This is a genomic window from Pseudomonas sp. PDM21 (genome assembly GCF_014852505.2).
Classification (GTDB): domain Bacteria; phylum Pseudomonadota; class Gammaproteobacteria; order Pseudomonadales; family Pseudomonadaceae; genus Pseudomonas.
In genome coordinates this window covers 4,324,807-4,340,779 of sequence record NZ_CM181223.1, presented here as the reverse complement: position 1 = coordinate 4,340,779, position 15,973 = coordinate 4,324,807, and the positions used below count along the sequence as shown (strand labels likewise).

The window sequence follows — 15,973 nt, the reverse complement described above, 5'->3', positions numbered from 1 at the left end:
GAAGGTGGCCGGGGTTTTGATTCGACGGTGGATCAGTCGTAAAGGTTCTTCTTCTTCCAGATATCGTCTTCGTCCAGCGCCTTGAGGCCGTCGCCCAGTTCGCTCGGTTCGTCCGGGGCGGGCTGGGAGGTTTCCAGCACCAGGGCGTTGGCGTGGGCCAGTTGGGCTTCCATCTGCTTGAGCTGCGCCTGGTAGCGACCGATCTCGGGCTGCTTCTGCAGGTACTGCGCGCCACGCTCGAAGGCCAGACGTGCCTGGCGCGGTTGGCCCTGCTGCAGCGCCTGCTGGCCGAGGTTACCGAAGAACTCTATATGGAGGAGGGTGAGCAGGTGGCGGATTTCCTTCACCCACTTCTGAGCCTCGGCCCGCGGCAGCATGTTGTCCTGGGCGCAACGGGTGAGCTGGGCATGCAGTGCTTCGAAGAGGAAGCGCACGTCCTTGGCCTTGGCCTCGGTGAGGATCGGCTGCGGCGCGTTCTTCACCGGGATGGCTTCGCCCTTGGCGACCAGGCCGCGCAGCTCGTCCATGCGCTGCTTCAGTGCGGCGTTCTGTTTATCGACGGCCAGCAGGCGTTCGCTGAGGTTCAGCTCGAAGCCGCTGAGCAGCAGCTTCAGTGCCGGCGACATGAACTGGCCGGGCAGGGACTCGGAAACATCGGCGCAGCGCCGGCAGCGGTCGGACAGATCAGCCTTCAGGCGCGCCTGCTCCAGCTTGCGGTTTTCCACCAGGTGATTGATGTAGCCGATGGCGACCAGCAGGGCGATACCGACGAGAACCAGGACCGTAATGACGATTGGCGACACCGTGGAGTGCTCCGGATGTTTTTCCGCGAGTGTAATGTCTTAGTGATACTGCTGATAGCGGCAGCTCAGTTTTTACTCAGAAGTCTTTGATTTAAAAAATATTTCTCTGGAGGGTTGACGACCTAACAAAGCGTCCCTAGAATGCGCGCCACTTCGACGCGAAACGCAGAACTGCCAGAACGGCGAAGTCGGAAAGATGTTAAGTTCCGGGCCGCGTCCCCTTCGTCTAGTGGCCTAGGACACCGCCCTTTCACGGCGGTAACAGGGGTTCGAGTCCCCTAGGGGACGCCATTGCGGGAATAGCTCAGTTGGTAGAGCACGACCTTGCCAAGGTCGGGGTCGCGAGTTCGAGTCTCGTTTCCCGCTCCAGATTCTCGATCATCGCCACGGCGGTGACCGAAAGATGAAATGGCGTTACCCTTCGGCGAAAGCTGAAGGTTGCAACAAGTTGCTGCGGGAATAGCTCAGTTGGTAGAGCACGACCTTGCCAAGGTCGGGGTCGCGAGTTCGAGTCTCGTTTCCCGCTCCAAAATCGAAACGCCGTCCATCAGGACGGCGTTTTCGTTAACCACCGGCGAAAGCTGAGGGTTACAGCAGGTTGATGCGGGAATAGCTCAGTTGGTAGAGCACGACCTTGCCAAGGTCGGGGTCGCGAGTTCGAGTCTCGTTTCCCGCTCCAGAATCGAAACGCCGCCCATCAGGGCGGCGTTTTCGTTTGTGCGCTGAAAAAGCGTCCCGCCGTCATCAGCGAGGCGCTCGCGCCCGTACTGCCCCGCGCCAGTCCGGCGCACTTCCGTCGCAATACACGCCGTCCAGCCCCGAACTGAACCGCGAGAAATCCTTCGAGCGCCTGTATTGAAGAAGATTCCGACGCAGCCCTGAGGGACATCCCGTTTATCGGCCCGGATGGGCGCCCGAGAATGCCTGCGCTCGATCGCCGCGCGATGGAGCGAGCCCTGTTCGTAGCGCCTGGCGGCGATATGAACGGGAATTCCTGGTCGCTCCGCTGTGGTTGCCAAACAAATGGTGGAATTGCTGAATCGCCTGGTTCAAGGTACCTGACGGCCTGCGCCACCGGATGCTGTACTGGGGCATCCTCGGCGCCATCGTGTTCCGCGCCATCTTCGTGGCCATAGGCACCGGCCTGCTGACCTTCGGTCCCTGGGTGGAATCCTGTTCGCCGCCATCGTCGCCTGGACGGGCGTGATGATGCTCAAGGGCGGCAACGATGATGACGAAGAGACGGACTATTCCAAGCACGTAGCCTACCGCTTCGCCAGGAAGTTGTTCCCGGTCTGGCCGAAGCTGCTCGGTGGCCGCTTCTTTGTGGGGCGCAAGCAGCTCGAAAGCGAAGTGCTAAAGCCGGAGAACAAGGTTATCAGCCTGGCCGCCAGGGGCGCGCTGTTCGCCACTCCGCTGTTCTTCTGCCTGGTGGTGGTCGAGGTGTCGGACGTGCTGTTCGCCTTCGACTCGGTACCGGCGGTGATCGCCGTCAGCCGCGAGCCGCTGATCGTCTACTCGGCCATGCTGTTCGCCATCCTCGGCCTGCGCACGCTGTACTTCGTGCTGGAAGCGCTCAAGCGCTACCTGGTGCACCTGGAGAAGGCCGTGGTGGTTCTGCTGTTCTTTACCGCTGCCAAGCTGGGTCTGAATGCCACTGACCATCTGTTCCACCACGGCATCAGCATCGATGCCAATACCAGCCTGATCGTGGTGCTGGTGGTCCTGGCGCTGGGCATACTTGCCAGCCTGCTGTTCCCGGGCAAGGAGGACGCTCAGGCCGAGGCTTCCGAGCGCTGATCCGGACAATACCGCTACGCAAATGCCCGCCTCGCCGCGGGCTTTTTCGTCTCCTGAAACCGCGGACTCGACGAAGCCGGTGATCGGATTTTTCAGGGTTTCGACGGAACCAGTCTCATTTGGCGCCAGGGTCCGCCGTAGAGCGGTTCGGATGCGATGTCACGGATCGCCCGAGCGCGCTGGGCGCGCAGGTTTTTCACGAGTTTTTCACGGACTTTGCTCCGTGCCGCAGGTGGCATGGCCATTGGCCGCACAGCGGCAATTGGCCTGATCTAAGCTCCACTCAGGTCGGCCTCTCGAGCAGAGGTTTCCATGCGAAGTCCCCCTGAAGAAAACCTCCGAAGCGCACTGCAGGCCTGCCGCGAGAGCTTCCTGTTCGTGGGATTCTTCAGCCTGTTCATCAACGCGCTGATGCTTGTGCCGACCTTCTACATGCTCCAGGTCTACGGGCGGGTAATCACCAGTGGCAGCCTGACCACGCTGACCATGCTGACGCTGATCATGACCCTGCTGGTGATCACGCTCGGTTCCCTGGAGTGGGTCCGCTCGCGCATTCTGGTGCGGGTCAGCACACGGCTCGATGTGCTGCTCAGCCGCCAGGTCTACAAGGCCAGTTTCAAGCGGGCGCTGTACAGCGGCGGGATGGATGCCTCGGCCCAACCGCTCAATGACCTCACCGGCCTGCGCCAGTTTCTTGCCGGCAGTGGCCTGTTCGCCTTCTTCGATGCGCCCTGGCTGCCCATCTACATCGCCGTGATGTTTCTCTTCCACCCCTGGCTGGGCTGGGTGGCGGTGGGCAGCGCAGTGCTTCTGCTGGTGCTCGCGCTCATCAACGAGAAGCTGACCGCGCCGGCTCTCGCACAGGCCAACAAGGAGCACATCTCGGCGTCGCTGCATACCACCAAGAACCTGCGCAACGCCGAAGTCATCGAGTCCATGGGCATGCTGGAAACCCTGATGGACCGCTGGGGCGCGCGGCAGCGCGGCGTGCTGTTGCTGCAGTCCCTGGCCAGCGACAAGGGCGCGATCATCAGCACCATTTCGCGCACCTTCCGCCTGCTGGTGCAGTCGCTGGTGCTGGGGCTGGGCGCCTACCTGGCCGTGGATCACCAGGTCGGGCCGGGCATGGTGTTCGCCGGTGCCGTTCTGCTCGGCCGCGCGCTGGCGCCGCTGGACCTGATCATCGGCAGCTGGAAGGGCTTCATCTCGGCCCGCTCGCAGTACAACCGCCTCAACGACATCCTCGAAAAACTGCAGGCGCAACCCGAGCGCATGCCGCTGCCGGCACCGCAAGGGCATATCCAGGTGGAGAATCTGGTCGTCGCGGCTCCCGGCTCGATGACGCCGATCATCAAGAACATCAGCTTCAGCGTGCCCGCCGGTTGCGTGGTGGGCATCATCGGCCCGAGTGCGGCGGGGAAGTCGACCCTGGTGCGGGCGCTGATGGGTGTCTGGCCGCCACTGCACGGTGTCGTCCGCCTGGATGGCGCGGACATCAGCACTTGGAACAAGCACGACCTGGGCCCGCACATCGGCTACCTGCCTCAGGACATCGAACTGTTCGAGGGCACCGTGGGCGAGAACATCGCCCGCTTCACCGAGCTGGACTCGGAGAAGGTCATCCAGGCGGCGAAGATCGCCGGCGTACACGAAATGATCCTGCTGCTGCCAGAGGGCTACGACACCGTCATCGGCAGCGAAGGGCTGATGCTCTCGGGCGGGCAGCGCCAGCGAATCGGGCTGGCCCGCGCGCTGTATGGCAGCCCGAGGCTGATCGTGCTCGACGAACCCAACTCCAACCTCGATGACGTCGGTGATCGCGCCCTGGCGGCCGCCATCCACCAGCTCAAACTGAGCGGCGCGACCGTGTTCGTCATCACCCATCGCACCAACCTCGTTTCCCAGCTGGACCGGTTGATGCTGATGAACGACGGCACCGTCACGCTCTACGGCCCCCGCGACCAGGTGCTGGCCGAACTCACCGCCAGGCAGCAGCCACAGGTGCAGCAACGTCCCATGCCGGCGGGCGCGAGCATCGCTCCGGTGGATACCCACAAGGATGACGCCGATGCCCAGTCACCCCATTGAGAGCTTTGCCGACCTGCCCGTGTCGGACCTCAAGGTGCGTCGCGTGGGGCTGGTCATCGTCGCGGTGACATTCGGTCTGTTCGGCACCTGGGCTGCGTTCGCGCCACTGGACGGCGCGGTGTACGCGCCGGGGGTGGTGACCGTGCAGGCCTACCGCAAGACGGTGCAGCACCCCGAAGGCGGCATCGTCAAGGAGGTGCTGGTGCACGACGGCGACATCGTCAAACGCGATGCCCCGCTGATCGTGCTCGACGACGCGCAGCTGCGTTTCGAGTTCGACATGACGCGCAGCCAGCTGATCGCCGCCGAGGCCATGGAGGCGCGGCTGAAGGCCGAACGCGATGCGCAGACCGCGATCGATTTCGACGGTGTTGGCGATCTGGCCAGCCCCCGCGGCGTAGAGGCGCGGCAGAGCGAGACGCAGGTCTTCAACTCTCGCCAGGGCTCGCGGCAGGGCCAGATTTCCGTGCTGCGCGAGCGCATCGGCCAGTTGAACCAGCAGATCGACGGGCTGCAGTCGATGATCGGTGCCAAGGTCCAGCTGGCGAATTCCTACAGCGGCGAGATCGGTGAGCTGTCCGACCTGCTCAAGCAGGGTTACGTCGACAAGCAGCGCCTGCTCGAGCAGCAGCGCAAGCTGGAGATGATCCGTGCGGAAGTCGACGATCACCGCTCCACCATCAACCGCACGCGCCTGCAGATCAACGAAACGCAGCTGCAGATCCTGCAGATCGACAAGGACTTCAGTGCCGAGGTCGCCAAGCAACTGGCCGAGGTGCAGACGCGCATCTACGACTTGCAGGAGAAGAGCTCGTCCCTGCAGGACCGCCTGGGCCGCATCGTCATTCGCGCGCCCGACGCGGGCATGGTGATCGGCATGACGGTGCACACCGTGGGCGGCGTAGTGCGGCCGGCGACGCCGCTGCTGGACATCGTGCCCTCGGTGTCCGAGCTGGTGATCGAGGCCCAGGTGCCGCCGGTGGACATCGACCGCGTGGCCATCGGCAAGCGCGCGGACATTCGCTTCAGCGCCTTCAACAGTGCGACCACGCCGGTCATCGAAGGCGAGGTGATCAACGTCTCGGCGGACCGTCTGGTCAGTGAAAAGACCAACGCCGCCTACTACCTGACGCGGGTCCGGGTCACCGAGAAAGGTGCCCGTGCGCTCGGCGAGCGCAAGTTGCTGCCGGGCATGCCGGCGGACGTGCTGATCATCACCGGGCAACGCACCCTGTTGCAGTACCTGATGCAGCCGGCGCGCAACGCTCTTTCCCAATCGATGATCGAGGAATGACCATGGCCGCATCCTGCTTTGTGCTGGCGGGGACGCTGATGTTGGCGGCGGGGGGCGCGCTGGCGCAGACCTCCCCGGTGGTGCCCGGTGGGGTCAGTGTCGCCGATGACGCCACCGACCTGTTGCACCTGTACCACGAGGCACGACTGGAGGACCCGCAGATACTGGCTTCCTATGCCCACGCACAGGCGGGCAAGGAGTACCAGCGCGAGGCCATGGGCGTGCTGCTGCCGCAGCTGTCGCTCAATGCCGGGACCAACCAGATTCACCAGCGCAACGACCTGATCGACGAGAGCTACGACAGCGAGAACTACAGCCTGGTGCTGCGCCAGTACCTCTACAACAAGGCGGCCTGGGAGAACTACCAGAAGTTCAAGAGCATGGCCCTGCAGTCGGAGTCCGAGGCGCTGGATGCCCAGGCCGAGGCCACGGTGGAGCTGGCGCGGCGCTACTTCACCGCACTGGCCGCCGAGGACGAGCTGGAGCTGGTGGTCGCCGAACGGCGCACCACCCAGGAAAGCCTCGACCGGGTCAATGCGCTGTTTGCCAAACAGTTGGCCCTGGTGACCGACCAGCTCGACCTTCAGGCGCGAGTGGACCTGCTCGCGGCGCAGGAACTGGAAGCACGCAACCAGGCGACCATCAGCCGTGAGGCGTTGACCGAGATCGTCGGGCGGCCGGTCAAGGAGCGGCTCAGCCGGGTGCGTGATGACGTGCGCCTGCAGATGACGGAACAGAGCCTGGAGAGCTGGGTGCGTGACGGGATTGCCCTCAACCCGGCGCTCAAGGCGCGGGAGAGCGGCGTCGAGGCGGCGGAGGCGGCGCTGCGCAGCGGCAAGGGCGGGCACTACCCGACCCTGAGCCTGAACCTCAGCGCGCAGCAGACCAACGAGGGCTACAACAACTCCCTGGCGCCGCGCACCGACAGCTATGTCGCCGGCGTCGGCCTGCAGGTGCCGATCTACAGCGGCGGCTCCACTTCGGCGCGGGTGCGCGGGCTGTACCAGGACCAGCTGGTGGCCGAGGAGCAACTGGAGGAAATCCGCCGGCGGGTGGTCAAGGAGATCACCAGCGCGTACCTCACGGCCAATTCCAACGGCGAGAAGATCCAGGCCAACCGCCTGGCCCTGGTTTCGGCGCACAAGTCGCGGGAGTCGGCGGAGAAGGCGCTGGGCTACGGCATGGTCAACGCGGTGGATGTGCTGGCCGCGGTGCGCAACGAATTCCGTGCCCGACGCGACCTGCTCAAGACCCAGTATGAGTTCCTCAGCAATGTCTTCACCCTCAACCGCTGGGCGGGCAAGCCGCCGATCGAGAGCGTGCAGAGCGTGAACAGCTGGCTGAGCCCCGGCAGTTCCGGCCAGGACTTCCCGCGTCCCTGATCCCTTCCTGGAGGGCGCGCGATGCGCCCTCGCAGTTCCGGCTTGCGTCCTTGCGCGGCCGGCTAATTCCCCGCTGCCGGTTGTCGTCTTCGCATACTTGCTGCTCTCGTAAAGTGCCGGAATTGACGAGAATTTGACGAGATTGTGCTTATCGTGATTTCTCCCCAGCCACTCGTCGTTTAATTGACGAGTCGGGCCTTGACCGGCAGCAGCCTCCCGAGTGTCGCGGGCGTTTCCAAGCTTTTGATTTTCCGGGCGTGGAGCGCGTTGCGGGGGACGGGCGGCACGACCGTTCGCCGCGAAATCGAACCGCTGGTCGACGGGTGGCAAGGCGGGTAGCGAAGCGGCCTGACCTAGACTCAGGTGACCGGACGAGGGAGCACAGATCATGTGCAACTGGTTGATAGATATTCGTATTCATGCCGCCACGAAGGCTTTTTCCGGCCTGGGAAAGCCTCCCTTGGCCGGGCGTGCGGAGGTAACGTCCGCGCCAAAGAAGTCCTTGTCCGCCAGCTCCGGGGCTGGCACCGCGAGAACCTGTCGCCGCTTCCGTCCTGCTTCCAATCGCCGTGGCCCGGTGAGACCAACACCGAGCGGCTGGAGCGCGCGAATCCTTTTGCAGAGGGGGTCAGCCAGCCATGTCTGACCACAGAAAGCCGATACGGGTGATGCTGATCGATTGCCGCCCGCTTGTTCTGATCGGTCTTCACGACCTGATCAATGCCAGGAAGCCACGCATGGAGGTCAGCGGCCAGGCCACGACCTACACCTATGCCCTGGACCTGGCCGACCAGCAACGTCCCGACGTGATCTTCTTCAGCTTCTTTCCCGATGCCCTGAACCCGCTGGAGGTGGTCGGCGAACTGACCCGCAGCGCGCAGATGAAAGTGCTGGTGCTCAAGGGGCTGTACGAGGCAGTCCCGGTCGCCCAGGCGATAGAGGCGGGGGCGCGGGGCATCGTGCTGGCGGAAGACCCGACCGAGTCGATCATCCAGGCCATCGTCAATGTCCACCATCGCGATATCGGCCTGGACCGCGCCTGGGCGGGTGGGCTTTCCGGCTACGCCGCCAGTGGGCATGTACCGCTCAAGTGCAACCACGAGCAGGCCAAGCAGGCGCGGCTGACGCTGCGCGAGCGCGAGCTGATCAGCGCCATCGTCGAGGACCCGTCAGCCAAGTACATGAGCATCGCCGAGCGCCTGGGCATCAGCGAACACACGGTGCATAACCACCTGAGCAACATCTACCAGAAGCTCAATCTGATCAACCGCATGGACCTGCTGATGTACGCGCTAAAACACGGACTGGCGGGCAGCGAGGAGCTGCCGGAGTCCGCCTGGGTCGAGCTGGACCGGACGCAGCCGCCGGGCAACGGCTCTTCGCTCAGAGGCACTTGAAGCGACACCTGCCTGCGCGAATGCCTGCTCTGTTTTCTCCGTCCTGAAAAACGATGCGGGGGTGGTCTCCACTCCACCCCCGCACCTTTCCCGCGTGCGAACTACGTGGCGCTGCCGTGCACGATATCGGTGTTGAGGATATCGACGCCGACCAGGGTAATGGTCGTCAGTTGCCCGCCGGTCTCGTGGATCGTCACGATGCTGTTGGCGCCACTGTTGTCGATGTTCTGCACGGTCGACGTGGCGTCGCCATTGAGGACCAGCTTGTCCCGCTGGCCCGTAGTGTCGAAGCCGGTGACCTGGTACTTGTTCTCGGTGCGCGCCAGGTCGATGTTGAACGCCTCTTTCGTTCCGGTCACGCCCGCCAGCACGTAGTCGAAGGCTCCGCCGGCAGCCTTGTTGGCGAACAGGTTGGCGGAGAAGGCGCTGGTCGCCGCGTCGCCGTCCTTGTCGGTCACCGTGGCGTTGAACGACAGCTTGACGTCACTGGCCAGGTTTTCGACCTGTTTGATGAACTGGATGGTCGGGACCTTGATCATGCCCTCGGCCATGGTCAGCTGGATGGCATCGATCAGCTTGCCGGCGACGGTCTGCACGGTGAAGGATTTCTGCCCGCCGGACTCGTTCTGCAGGTTCGCCGCCAGCACCTTGATCGGTGCGCCGGAGGTCGTGCCGTCATCGTAGTAGGCGACGTAGTACAGCGACTCCGATGTCGGGTCATAGCCGCCCACCGAGTTGTCGATGAAGACCTTCACCGAGGTCAGCAGCGTCTGCGGGTTGGCGACGAAGCTGTCGTCACCGGCGGTAATGCCGGCACCGCTGCCCTGCAGGACGTTGTTCTTCACGCCGATCCCGGAGGTGCTGACGTTGAGGGCCTTCTGGTCGTCGATGTAGGACGGCAGCGGGGTGGTCTGCAACTGCGCCTCGGTGGGGTCGGTCAAGCCCAGGCCGATACCGGTGAGGATGCTGTCCGAGCCGGTCTGTGGTGCCAGCGCCTTGGCCGCGAAGAACACCACGGCGTCGGTGCCGATGGTCAGGGTCTGCACCGGGTCCGGGCCGCCGGCGCCGAGCTGGCCGTTGGCGGTGCTCAGCACCAGTGTCGAACTGAAGCCCTGCACCAGGTCCAGGGTGTAGGTGCCGTCGGCCAGGGCCGTCAACGTGTAGTCGACGCTGGTGTTGGCGGTGCTGGCGTTGTTGTCGAAGTCGCCGGTGAGGGTGCCGGCGAAGTGGAACGCGCCATTGGCATCCGGCGACGGTGACGTTTCGGTGAGCGTGCCGGTTCCGGTGGTGGTGGTGCCGTTGGGTCGAACCAGGGTGAACTGGCCGTTCGCCAGGACGATATCCAGGCCCGCCGCGCTGCTGCCGTCGGCGCCGAAGGCATGGTCCCAGTAGCCGGTCTGGGCGATGGTGCTACCGGTGCCGACGATGTTGCCGAAGGCCAGGGCTGGCCCGTCGTCGCGGAAAATCAGGTTCTGTCCGATGTTCAGGGTGGCCTGGGCGCTGTCGCCGTCCTTGTCGGTGATGGTCGCGGTGAGTTTCACCAGGCTGTCCGAGGTGAGCGTTCTGGTGTCATTCGGATCGCTGGCATTGGCGTGGAACACGGCGCGCATCTGGTCGAGGGTGACGTCACCGTTGCTGGCGGCGCTGACGGTGAAGACCAGTACGTTGCTGACGGCGGTGCGACCTTCCACCACGCCGTTGTTGACCGACAGGTTGACCGCCTGCCCGGTGGCGGTGTCGACCAGCCCGGACGCTCCGGCGACCACGCTCAGGGCGTAGGTGAGGGTGCCCGACCCGTCGGCGCCGTAGCCCGAGGTGAAGTTGGCAGCGAAGTTGGCCGTGGCGTTGGTGGCCAGCACGGTTTCGTCCACCGTCAGGGTCGGCTCGCTGCCGGTGGTGCTGATGGTCGGCCCGTCGTCCTTGAAGATCAGGTTCTGGCCGATGTTCAGCGTGGTCTGGGCGCTGTCGCCGTCCTTGTCGGTCTTGGTCCCGGTCAGGGTCACCAGGTTGTCCGAGGTGAGCGTCCGCGAGTCGTCCGGGTCGCTGGTGTTGGCGTGGACGATGGCGCGTTGCTGGTCGAGGGTGACATCACCGTTGGCATTGACGCTGACGGTGAACACCAGGTCGTTGCTGATGGCGCAGCGACCTTCCACTACTGTGCCATTGAGCGAGAGCACCACTGACTGGCCGGTAGCGGTATCGGTGAGCCCGGAAGCGCCCGAGACGCAGCCCAGGGTGTAGGTCAGCGTGCCGGCCCCGTCGGCGCCGAACGACGAGAGGAAGTTGGCGGAGAAGGCCTGCAGGGCGTTGGTGGTCAGGTCCGAGTCATCCACGGTCAGTACCGGTTCGGTACCGGTGGGGCTGATGCTCGGGCCGGCATCCTTGAACACCAGGTTCTGGCCGATGTTGAGGGTCGCTTGGGCGCTGTCGCCATCCTGGTCGGTCTTGGTTGCGGTGAGCTTCACCAGATCGTCCGAGGTGAGGGTCCTGGAGTCGTCCGGATTGCTGGTGTCGGCGTGGACGATGGCGCGCTGTTGGTCGAGGGTGACGTCACCATTGGCGGCAACGCTCACCTTGAACACCAGCAGGTTGGTGGTGACCGTGCGGCCCTCCGCCACGGCGCCGTTCATGGACAGGTTCACTGCCTCACCGGTGGCCGTATCGGTCAGCCCGGAGCCTCCAGTGATCACGCTCAGCGCATAGGTCAGGGTGCCGGCCCCGTCGGCGCCGAAGCCCGAGGTGAAGTTGGCGGCGAAGTTCTGCGTGGAGTCGGTCGCCAGGACCGATTCGTCCACCGTCATCACCGGCTCGACGCCGGTGGTGCTGATGTTCGGTCCGTCGTCCTTGAACACCAGGTTCTGCCCGATGTTCAGCGTGGCCTGGGCGCTGTCGCCGTCGCCGTCGGTCTTGGTCGCGGTGAGTTTCACCAGGTTGTCGGAGGTCAGGGTCCTGGAATCATCCGGATCGCTGGTGTTGGCGTGGACGATGGCCCGTTGCTGGTCGAGGGTAACGTCGCCATTGGCGGCCACGCTGACGGTAAACACCAGGTCGTTGCTGATGGCCGTGCGACCTTCCACCACGGCGCCATTCATGGCCAGGTTCACGGCTTGTCCGGTGGCCGTATCGGTCAGCCCGGAGGCACCGGCAATTACGCTCAGCGCATAAGTCAGCGTGCCCGCGCCGTCGGCGCCGAAGCCCGAGGTGAAGTTGCCGGCGAAGTTAGCCGTGGCGTTGGTCGCCAGCACGGTTTCGTCCACCGTCATCACTGGCTCGACGCCGGTGGTGCTGATGTTCGGTCCGTCGTCCTTGAACACCAGGTTCTGCCCGATATTCAGCGTGGCCTGGGCGCTGTCGCCGTCGCCGTCGGTCTTGGTCGCGGTGAGTTTCACCAGGTCGTCCGCGGTGAGGCTTCTGGAGTCGTCCGGGTTGCTGGTGTCGGCGTGGACGATGGCGCGCTGCTGGTCGAGGGTGACGTCGCCATTGGCAGCCACGCTGACGGTGAACACCAACTGGTTGGTGGTAGCGGTGCGGCCTTCGACCACGGCGCCATTCATCGACAGGTTCACCGCTTCGCCGGTAGCCGTGTCGGTCAGCCCCGAAGCACCGGCGATCACGCCCAGTGCATAGGTCAGGGTACCGGCCCCGTCGGCACCGAAGGCCGAGGTGAAGTTGGCGGCGAAGTTCTGCGTGGAGTCGGTCGCCAGCACGGATTCGTCCACCGTCATCACTGGCTCGACGCCAGTGGTGCTGATGTTCGGGCCGTCGTCCTTGAACACCAGGTTCTGACCGATGTTCAGCGTGGCCTGGGCGCTATCGCCGTCACCGTCGGTCTTGGTCGCGGTCAGTTTCACCAGGTCGTCGGAGGTCAGGGTCTTCGAGTCATCCGGATTGCTGGTATTGGCGTGCACGATGGCGCGCTGCTGGTCCAGCGTCACGGTGCCGTTGGCGGCCACGCTGACGGTGAACACCAGGTCGTTGCTGATGGCCGTGCGGCCTTCCACTACGGCGCCGTTCATGGCCAGGTTCACGGCTTGTCCGGTGGCCGTGTCGACCAGCCCGGAGGCGCCGGCGATCACACTCAGCGCATAGGTCAGGGTGCCCGCGCCGTCGGCGCCGAAGGCCGAGGTGAAGTTCGCGGCGAAGCTCTGCGAGGCATCGGTGGTGAGGACGGATTCGTCCACCGTCAGCGTGGGCTCGGTGCCGGTGGTGCTGATGCTCGGGCCGTCATCCTCGAAGATCATCTTCGAGCCGATTTCCGCCGTGGCGGTGGACACCTGCAGCAGCTTGAAGCCGCCGATGTCGAAGGCGGCGTGGTCATTGCCCTTGGCGCCGACTGCCGAGCCGTTCTCGACCAGCACGCGATTGTGGTCGGCTGTGGTGGTGTACTCGATCTTGTAGCCGGCCAGCACGCCGGTAATGGTCGCCACGCCACCCGTGATGATGATGGTGATGCCCGGATCGTTCACCGAGCCGTTGGAGTTCTCCAGCACCGCACCGGTGGTGCTGTTGAGAACGCGGACGTTGGTGATGGCGACCGTCGCGTCGCCGGCATAGCCGTCGATGAAGGCGTTACCCGCTTCGACCGCGGTGCTGAAGGCGCTGAGTTTGACGATGGCGCTCTTGCCGCTCTGTAGCTGCACGACGTCGAAGCTGGCGGTCTTGGCATTGAACATCTGGGTGAAGTCGATGTTGGCTTCAACGTCCGCTTCGTTCTGGTCCAGGTTGGGGATGGTCACGTTCTGCCGGGCGCCGGTGACGAAGGTGAACCTTATGCCTTCCTGCTCGGTGATCATCTGGTTGTTGGTGCCGAAGGTGGTCGGGCCGCCGGCCTGGCTGGTGTTGATGGTGTCACCGGTGGTGATGTTGGCGCCGGTGGACTGGTTGGCCGGGTCCCTGCCGGTGGCGATGATGGTCGGGTCGGTGATGCGGGTCACCCCGTTGTCATTGACCGTCGTGGGCGTTGCCGTGGTGAACATCAGGAACAGGTTCTGCCCGGACGGCGCGTCGGCCAGGCTGAAGGTCAGGTCCTGGCTGGTGCCGATGAAGACCTTGTTCAGCAGATCGAGAGTGTCGTCGGGATTGCTGGTGACCGGGTGCTTGAGCGGTTGGTACTCCACGGTCCAGATCTTGCCACCGCTGACCGGCGAGCCGGTTTCCTCGATGTAGGCGGCGAACACGATGGCGCCCGCGGGACCGCCGGCACGTCCGACGAGCACGTTGTTGTTGGTGGCGTCGGTGTAGAGAAGGATGTCCTGCCCGGCGAGGGTGTCCAGGCCGCTGTCCAGGCCGTTGAGCGCCGCGCCGTTGCTGCCGGTGAAGAGAATGTCGGTGATGGCTCCGCCGGGGGCGGCACTGATGGTGAAGGCGTTGCTGCCGGTATTGCCGGCCGCGCCGGTATAGCCGCTCAGGGCGGCGCCCGAGGCAGTGCCGGCGCCCAGGGCCGTCAGGCGGGCAGTGAACGCGGCGGGCAGGGACGCGAGGAGGATATCGTTGTCATTGGCGTCGCCCGCCGGGCTCGCGGTGGCCGTGGCGTTCTGCAGGCCGGTGGTTTCGTCCAGCGAGACGGTCACGCCGGTTGCCGACACGACGGGGCCGGCGTCGGTAAAGGTGGCGGTCGCCGTGGCGCCGTCACTGGAAGCGGAGAGCAGGAATCTTGCCCCCGCCGAGTCGTCCGGGTCGACATACCAGGAAGTGGTGATGCTGCCGTTGATCTGGCCGTCCAGGTCGCCGGCGCCGCCGTCGGTCACGTACCAGGGATCGTGTCCGGCACCGGCACTGGTGTTGAGCACGTCATCTGCAGTGCCCCATACGCCGTCGGCGCCGGGATTGGTGGCGTGGTCCACCTCGATCTTCACGGTGCTGCCGGCAGTGAAGCCGCTGGCGGTGATGATGGCGGTGCTGCCGGGGGCGTAGTCGTCCTGGTCGGTGGTAACGGAAGGGCTGTTGGTGTCATCTGCGGTGGGGCGCGTTGGCGACGCAATCTTCTTATGGAGGGTCATGATGTTCTCCCGAGCATTTCCATGCGTGGCGGCCAGACCTCGACTGCTGGCCTTTTACTGCTACATGCCACGACTATGGGGACGCCCCGGGGAATGCGCATCGGCCGATACTCCCAGGCGCGCTGGGAGTTTCGGACTAGACGGGCAGGGCAGCGCAGGCGCTGCGCGGGTTGCAGCGCTGCGCTTGCCGACGGGAGGTAGAAGCGTCGGATCGTCGAGGGAGAAAGTGGCGAACAGCTGGCGATCGCCCATGAAAAAGCCCGCATTGTGCGGGCTTCTCTGGTTCTGCTCGGTGCTTAATGCTTCGGCGTGTCTTCCGGCAGCGCGAGCAACTGCTTCTCGCGGTTCCAGTCGAAGGGCTCGCCGTTTTCTTCGGCTTCGAAGCGACGCTCGTCGAGCTGCTGGTACATCTGCAGCTCTTCGTCGGGCATGTAGTGCAGGCAGTCGCCGCCGAAGAACCACAGCAGGTCACGTGGGATCAGGTGGGCGATCTGCGGGTAGCGGTGGAAGATCTGGCTGATCAGATCCTGGCCCAGGTACTGGGCGCCTTCCGGATCGCGCGGCAGTTCCACCAGCAGCTCGTCGAAGCGCTCGAGGAACAGGCCGTGGTTGTCCTCGGGAACCTGCTCGGCTTCGCCCAGGGCGCCAAGGATCATGCGCAGGTGGTTGAGCAGGGCGATGTGGTGGTCGAGATAGGCGCTGGCCATGGGATTCCTCTGGAGCTGTGTGCAAACGGCCGGGGAGTATATCGGGTTTCGCCGCCGCTGCCGCCGGAGCGATCAGCGGAGCGGGCGCATCTGGATCTGCCGACGCTGGTTGTCGATCTGCTGGCGCTGCTGGTCGAGCATCCGTTGCTGCTGTTGCAACTGATCCTGCTGCAGCTCGTTCTTCTGCCGCTGGATCATCTGGTCGCTCTGTCGGCGTTGTTCGTTCCAGCGTTGCTGGTTGTTCTGCTGGCGCTGCAGGTCCTGCTGCTGCATCTGCAGGCGTTGGTCCTCGTAGTTCAGGCGCTGGCTGTCGAGCTGGTTCTGCCGCAGCTGTTGCTGGCGGCGCAGGCTGTCCTGCTGTTGCTGGATCGGGTCGATGACCGGGCTGGGCGCTGGCGCCGGACGCGGCCGGCTGGGGTAGAGCCAGGGATCGGCGTGGACGCTGCTGGCCAGCAGCACGAGCAGCAAGAGGATGGATCGACGCATGTGCGGTTCTCCATGGG

General features: G+C 64.6%; 8 protein-coding genes, 4 tRNA genes and 1 pseudogene. 9 read left to right on the top strand and 4 right to left on the bottom strand.

The window, feature by feature from the left end; translation table 11 throughout:
• Positions 1-32: 32 nt before the first annotated feature.
• The gene (locus tag IB275_RS19790; RefSeq protein WP_081518619.1) at positions 33-803 is read right to left on the bottom strand and encodes a hypothetical protein; all 771 of its coding nucleotides are present in this window, start codon (positions 801-803) and stop codon (positions 33-35) included.
• Positions 804-1,018: 215 nt separating this feature from the next.
• Here IB275_RS19790 and IB275_RS19785 point away from each other — a divergent pair.
• The 9 genes and pseudogenes from IB275_RS19785 to IB275_RS19745 all read left to right on the top strand — a co-directional run bounded on the left by IB275_RS19785 (position 1,019) and on the right by IB275_RS19745 (position 8,764).
• Positions 1,019-1,094, top strand: a tRNA-Glu gene (locus IB275_RS19785).
• A gap of 2 nt (positions 1,095-1,096) precedes the next feature.
• A tRNA-Gly gene (locus IB275_RS19780) sits at positions 1,097-1,172 on the top strand.
• Between the two features lie 84 nt (positions 1,173-1,256).
• Positions 1,257-1,332, top strand: a tRNA-Gly gene (locus IB275_RS19775).
• A gap of 74 nt (positions 1,333-1,406) precedes the next feature.
• A tRNA-Gly gene (locus IB275_RS19770) sits at positions 1,407-1,482 on the top strand.
• 363 nt (positions 1,483-1,845) lie between these two features.
• Positions 1,846-2,603 (top strand): annotated as a pseudogene (locus tag IB275_RS19765) (TerC family protein); the annotation flags it as partial.
• A gap of 312 nt (positions 2,604-2,915) precedes the next feature.
• Complete coding sequence (locus IB275_RS19760; protein ID WP_192295014.1) at positions 2,916-4,691, top strand: type I secretion system permease/ATPase; 1,776 nt, start codon at positions 2,916-2,918, stop codon at positions 4,689-4,691.
• Complete coding sequence (locus IB275_RS19755) at positions 4,672-5,985, top strand: HlyD family type I secretion periplasmic adaptor subunit (RefSeq protein ID WP_192295013.1); 1,314 nt, start codon at positions 4,672-4,674, stop codon at positions 5,983-5,985. The genes IB275_RS19760 and IB275_RS19755 overlap by 20 nt, the downstream gene beginning before the upstream one ends.
• A 2-nt stretch (positions 5,986-5,987) precedes the next feature.
• Positions 5,988-7,367: a TolC family outer membrane protein gene (locus tag IB275_RS19750; RefSeq protein WP_192295012.1), complete on the top strand. Its 1,380-nt coding sequence runs from the start codon at positions 5,988-5,990 to the stop codon at positions 7,365-7,367.
• A 638-nt stretch (positions 7,368-8,005) separates the two neighbouring features.
• Entirely contained in the window at positions 8,006-8,764 is a 759-nt protein-coding gene (locus IB275_RS19745) for a response regulator transcription factor (RefSeq protein WP_192295011.1), read from the top strand.
• A gap of 101 nt (positions 8,765-8,865) precedes the next feature.
• On the opposite strand, the gene IB275_RS19740 is transcribed toward IB275_RS19745, so the two are convergent.
• The 3 genes from IB275_RS19740 to IB275_RS19730 all read right to left on the bottom strand — a co-directional run bounded on the left by IB275_RS19740 (position 8,866) and on the right by IB275_RS19730 (position 15,956).
• Positions 8,866-14,763 carry a DUF5801 repeats-in-toxin domain-containing protein gene (locus tag IB275_RS19740; RefSeq protein WP_192319004.1) on the bottom strand — a complete coding sequence of 1,966 codons (5,898 nt, stop codon included), beginning with the start codon at positions 14,761-14,763 and terminating at the stop codon, positions 8,866-8,868.
• Between the two features lie 296 nt (positions 14,764-15,059).
• Entirely contained in the window at positions 15,060-15,470 is a 411-nt protein-coding gene (locus IB275_RS19735) for a PA2817 family protein (RefSeq protein ID WP_045208986.1), read from the bottom strand.
• A 72-nt stretch (positions 15,471-15,542) separates the two neighbouring features.
• Positions 15,543-15,956, bottom strand: a complete 414-nt coding sequence (locus IB275_RS19730) for a PA2816 family glutamine-rich protein (RefSeq protein ID WP_192295010.1) — start codon at positions 15,954-15,956, stop codon at positions 15,543-15,545.
• Positions 15,957-15,973: the final 17 nt, after the last annotated feature.

Coding starts and splice junctions, on each gene's coding strand:
- IB275_RS19760 (WP_192295014.1), top strand. CDS start 2,916: ATGCGAAGTCCCCCTGAAGAAAACCTCCGAAGCGCACTGCAGGCCTGC.
- IB275_RS19755 (WP_192295013.1), top strand. CDS start 4,672: ATGCCCAGTCACCCCATTGAGAGCTTTGCCGACCTGCCCGTGTCGGAC.
- IB275_RS19750 (WP_192295012.1), top strand. CDS start 5,988: ATGGCCGCATCCTGCTTTGTGCTGGCGGGGACGCTGATGTTGGCGGCG.
- IB275_RS19745 (WP_192295011.1), top strand. CDS start 8,006: ATGTCTGACCACAGAAAGCCGATACGGGTGATGCTGATCGATTGCCGC.
- IB275_RS19740 (WP_192319004.1), bottom strand. CDS start 14,763: ATGACCCTCCATAAGAAGATTGCGTCGCCAACGCGCCCCACCGCAGAT.
- IB275_RS19735 (WP_045208986.1), bottom strand. CDS start 15,470: ATGGCCAGCGCCTATCTCGACCACCACATCGCCCTGCTCAACCACCTG.
- IB275_RS19730 (WP_192295010.1), bottom strand. CDS start 15,956: ATGCGTCGATCCATCCTCTTGCTGCTCGTGCTGCTGGCCAGCAGCGTC.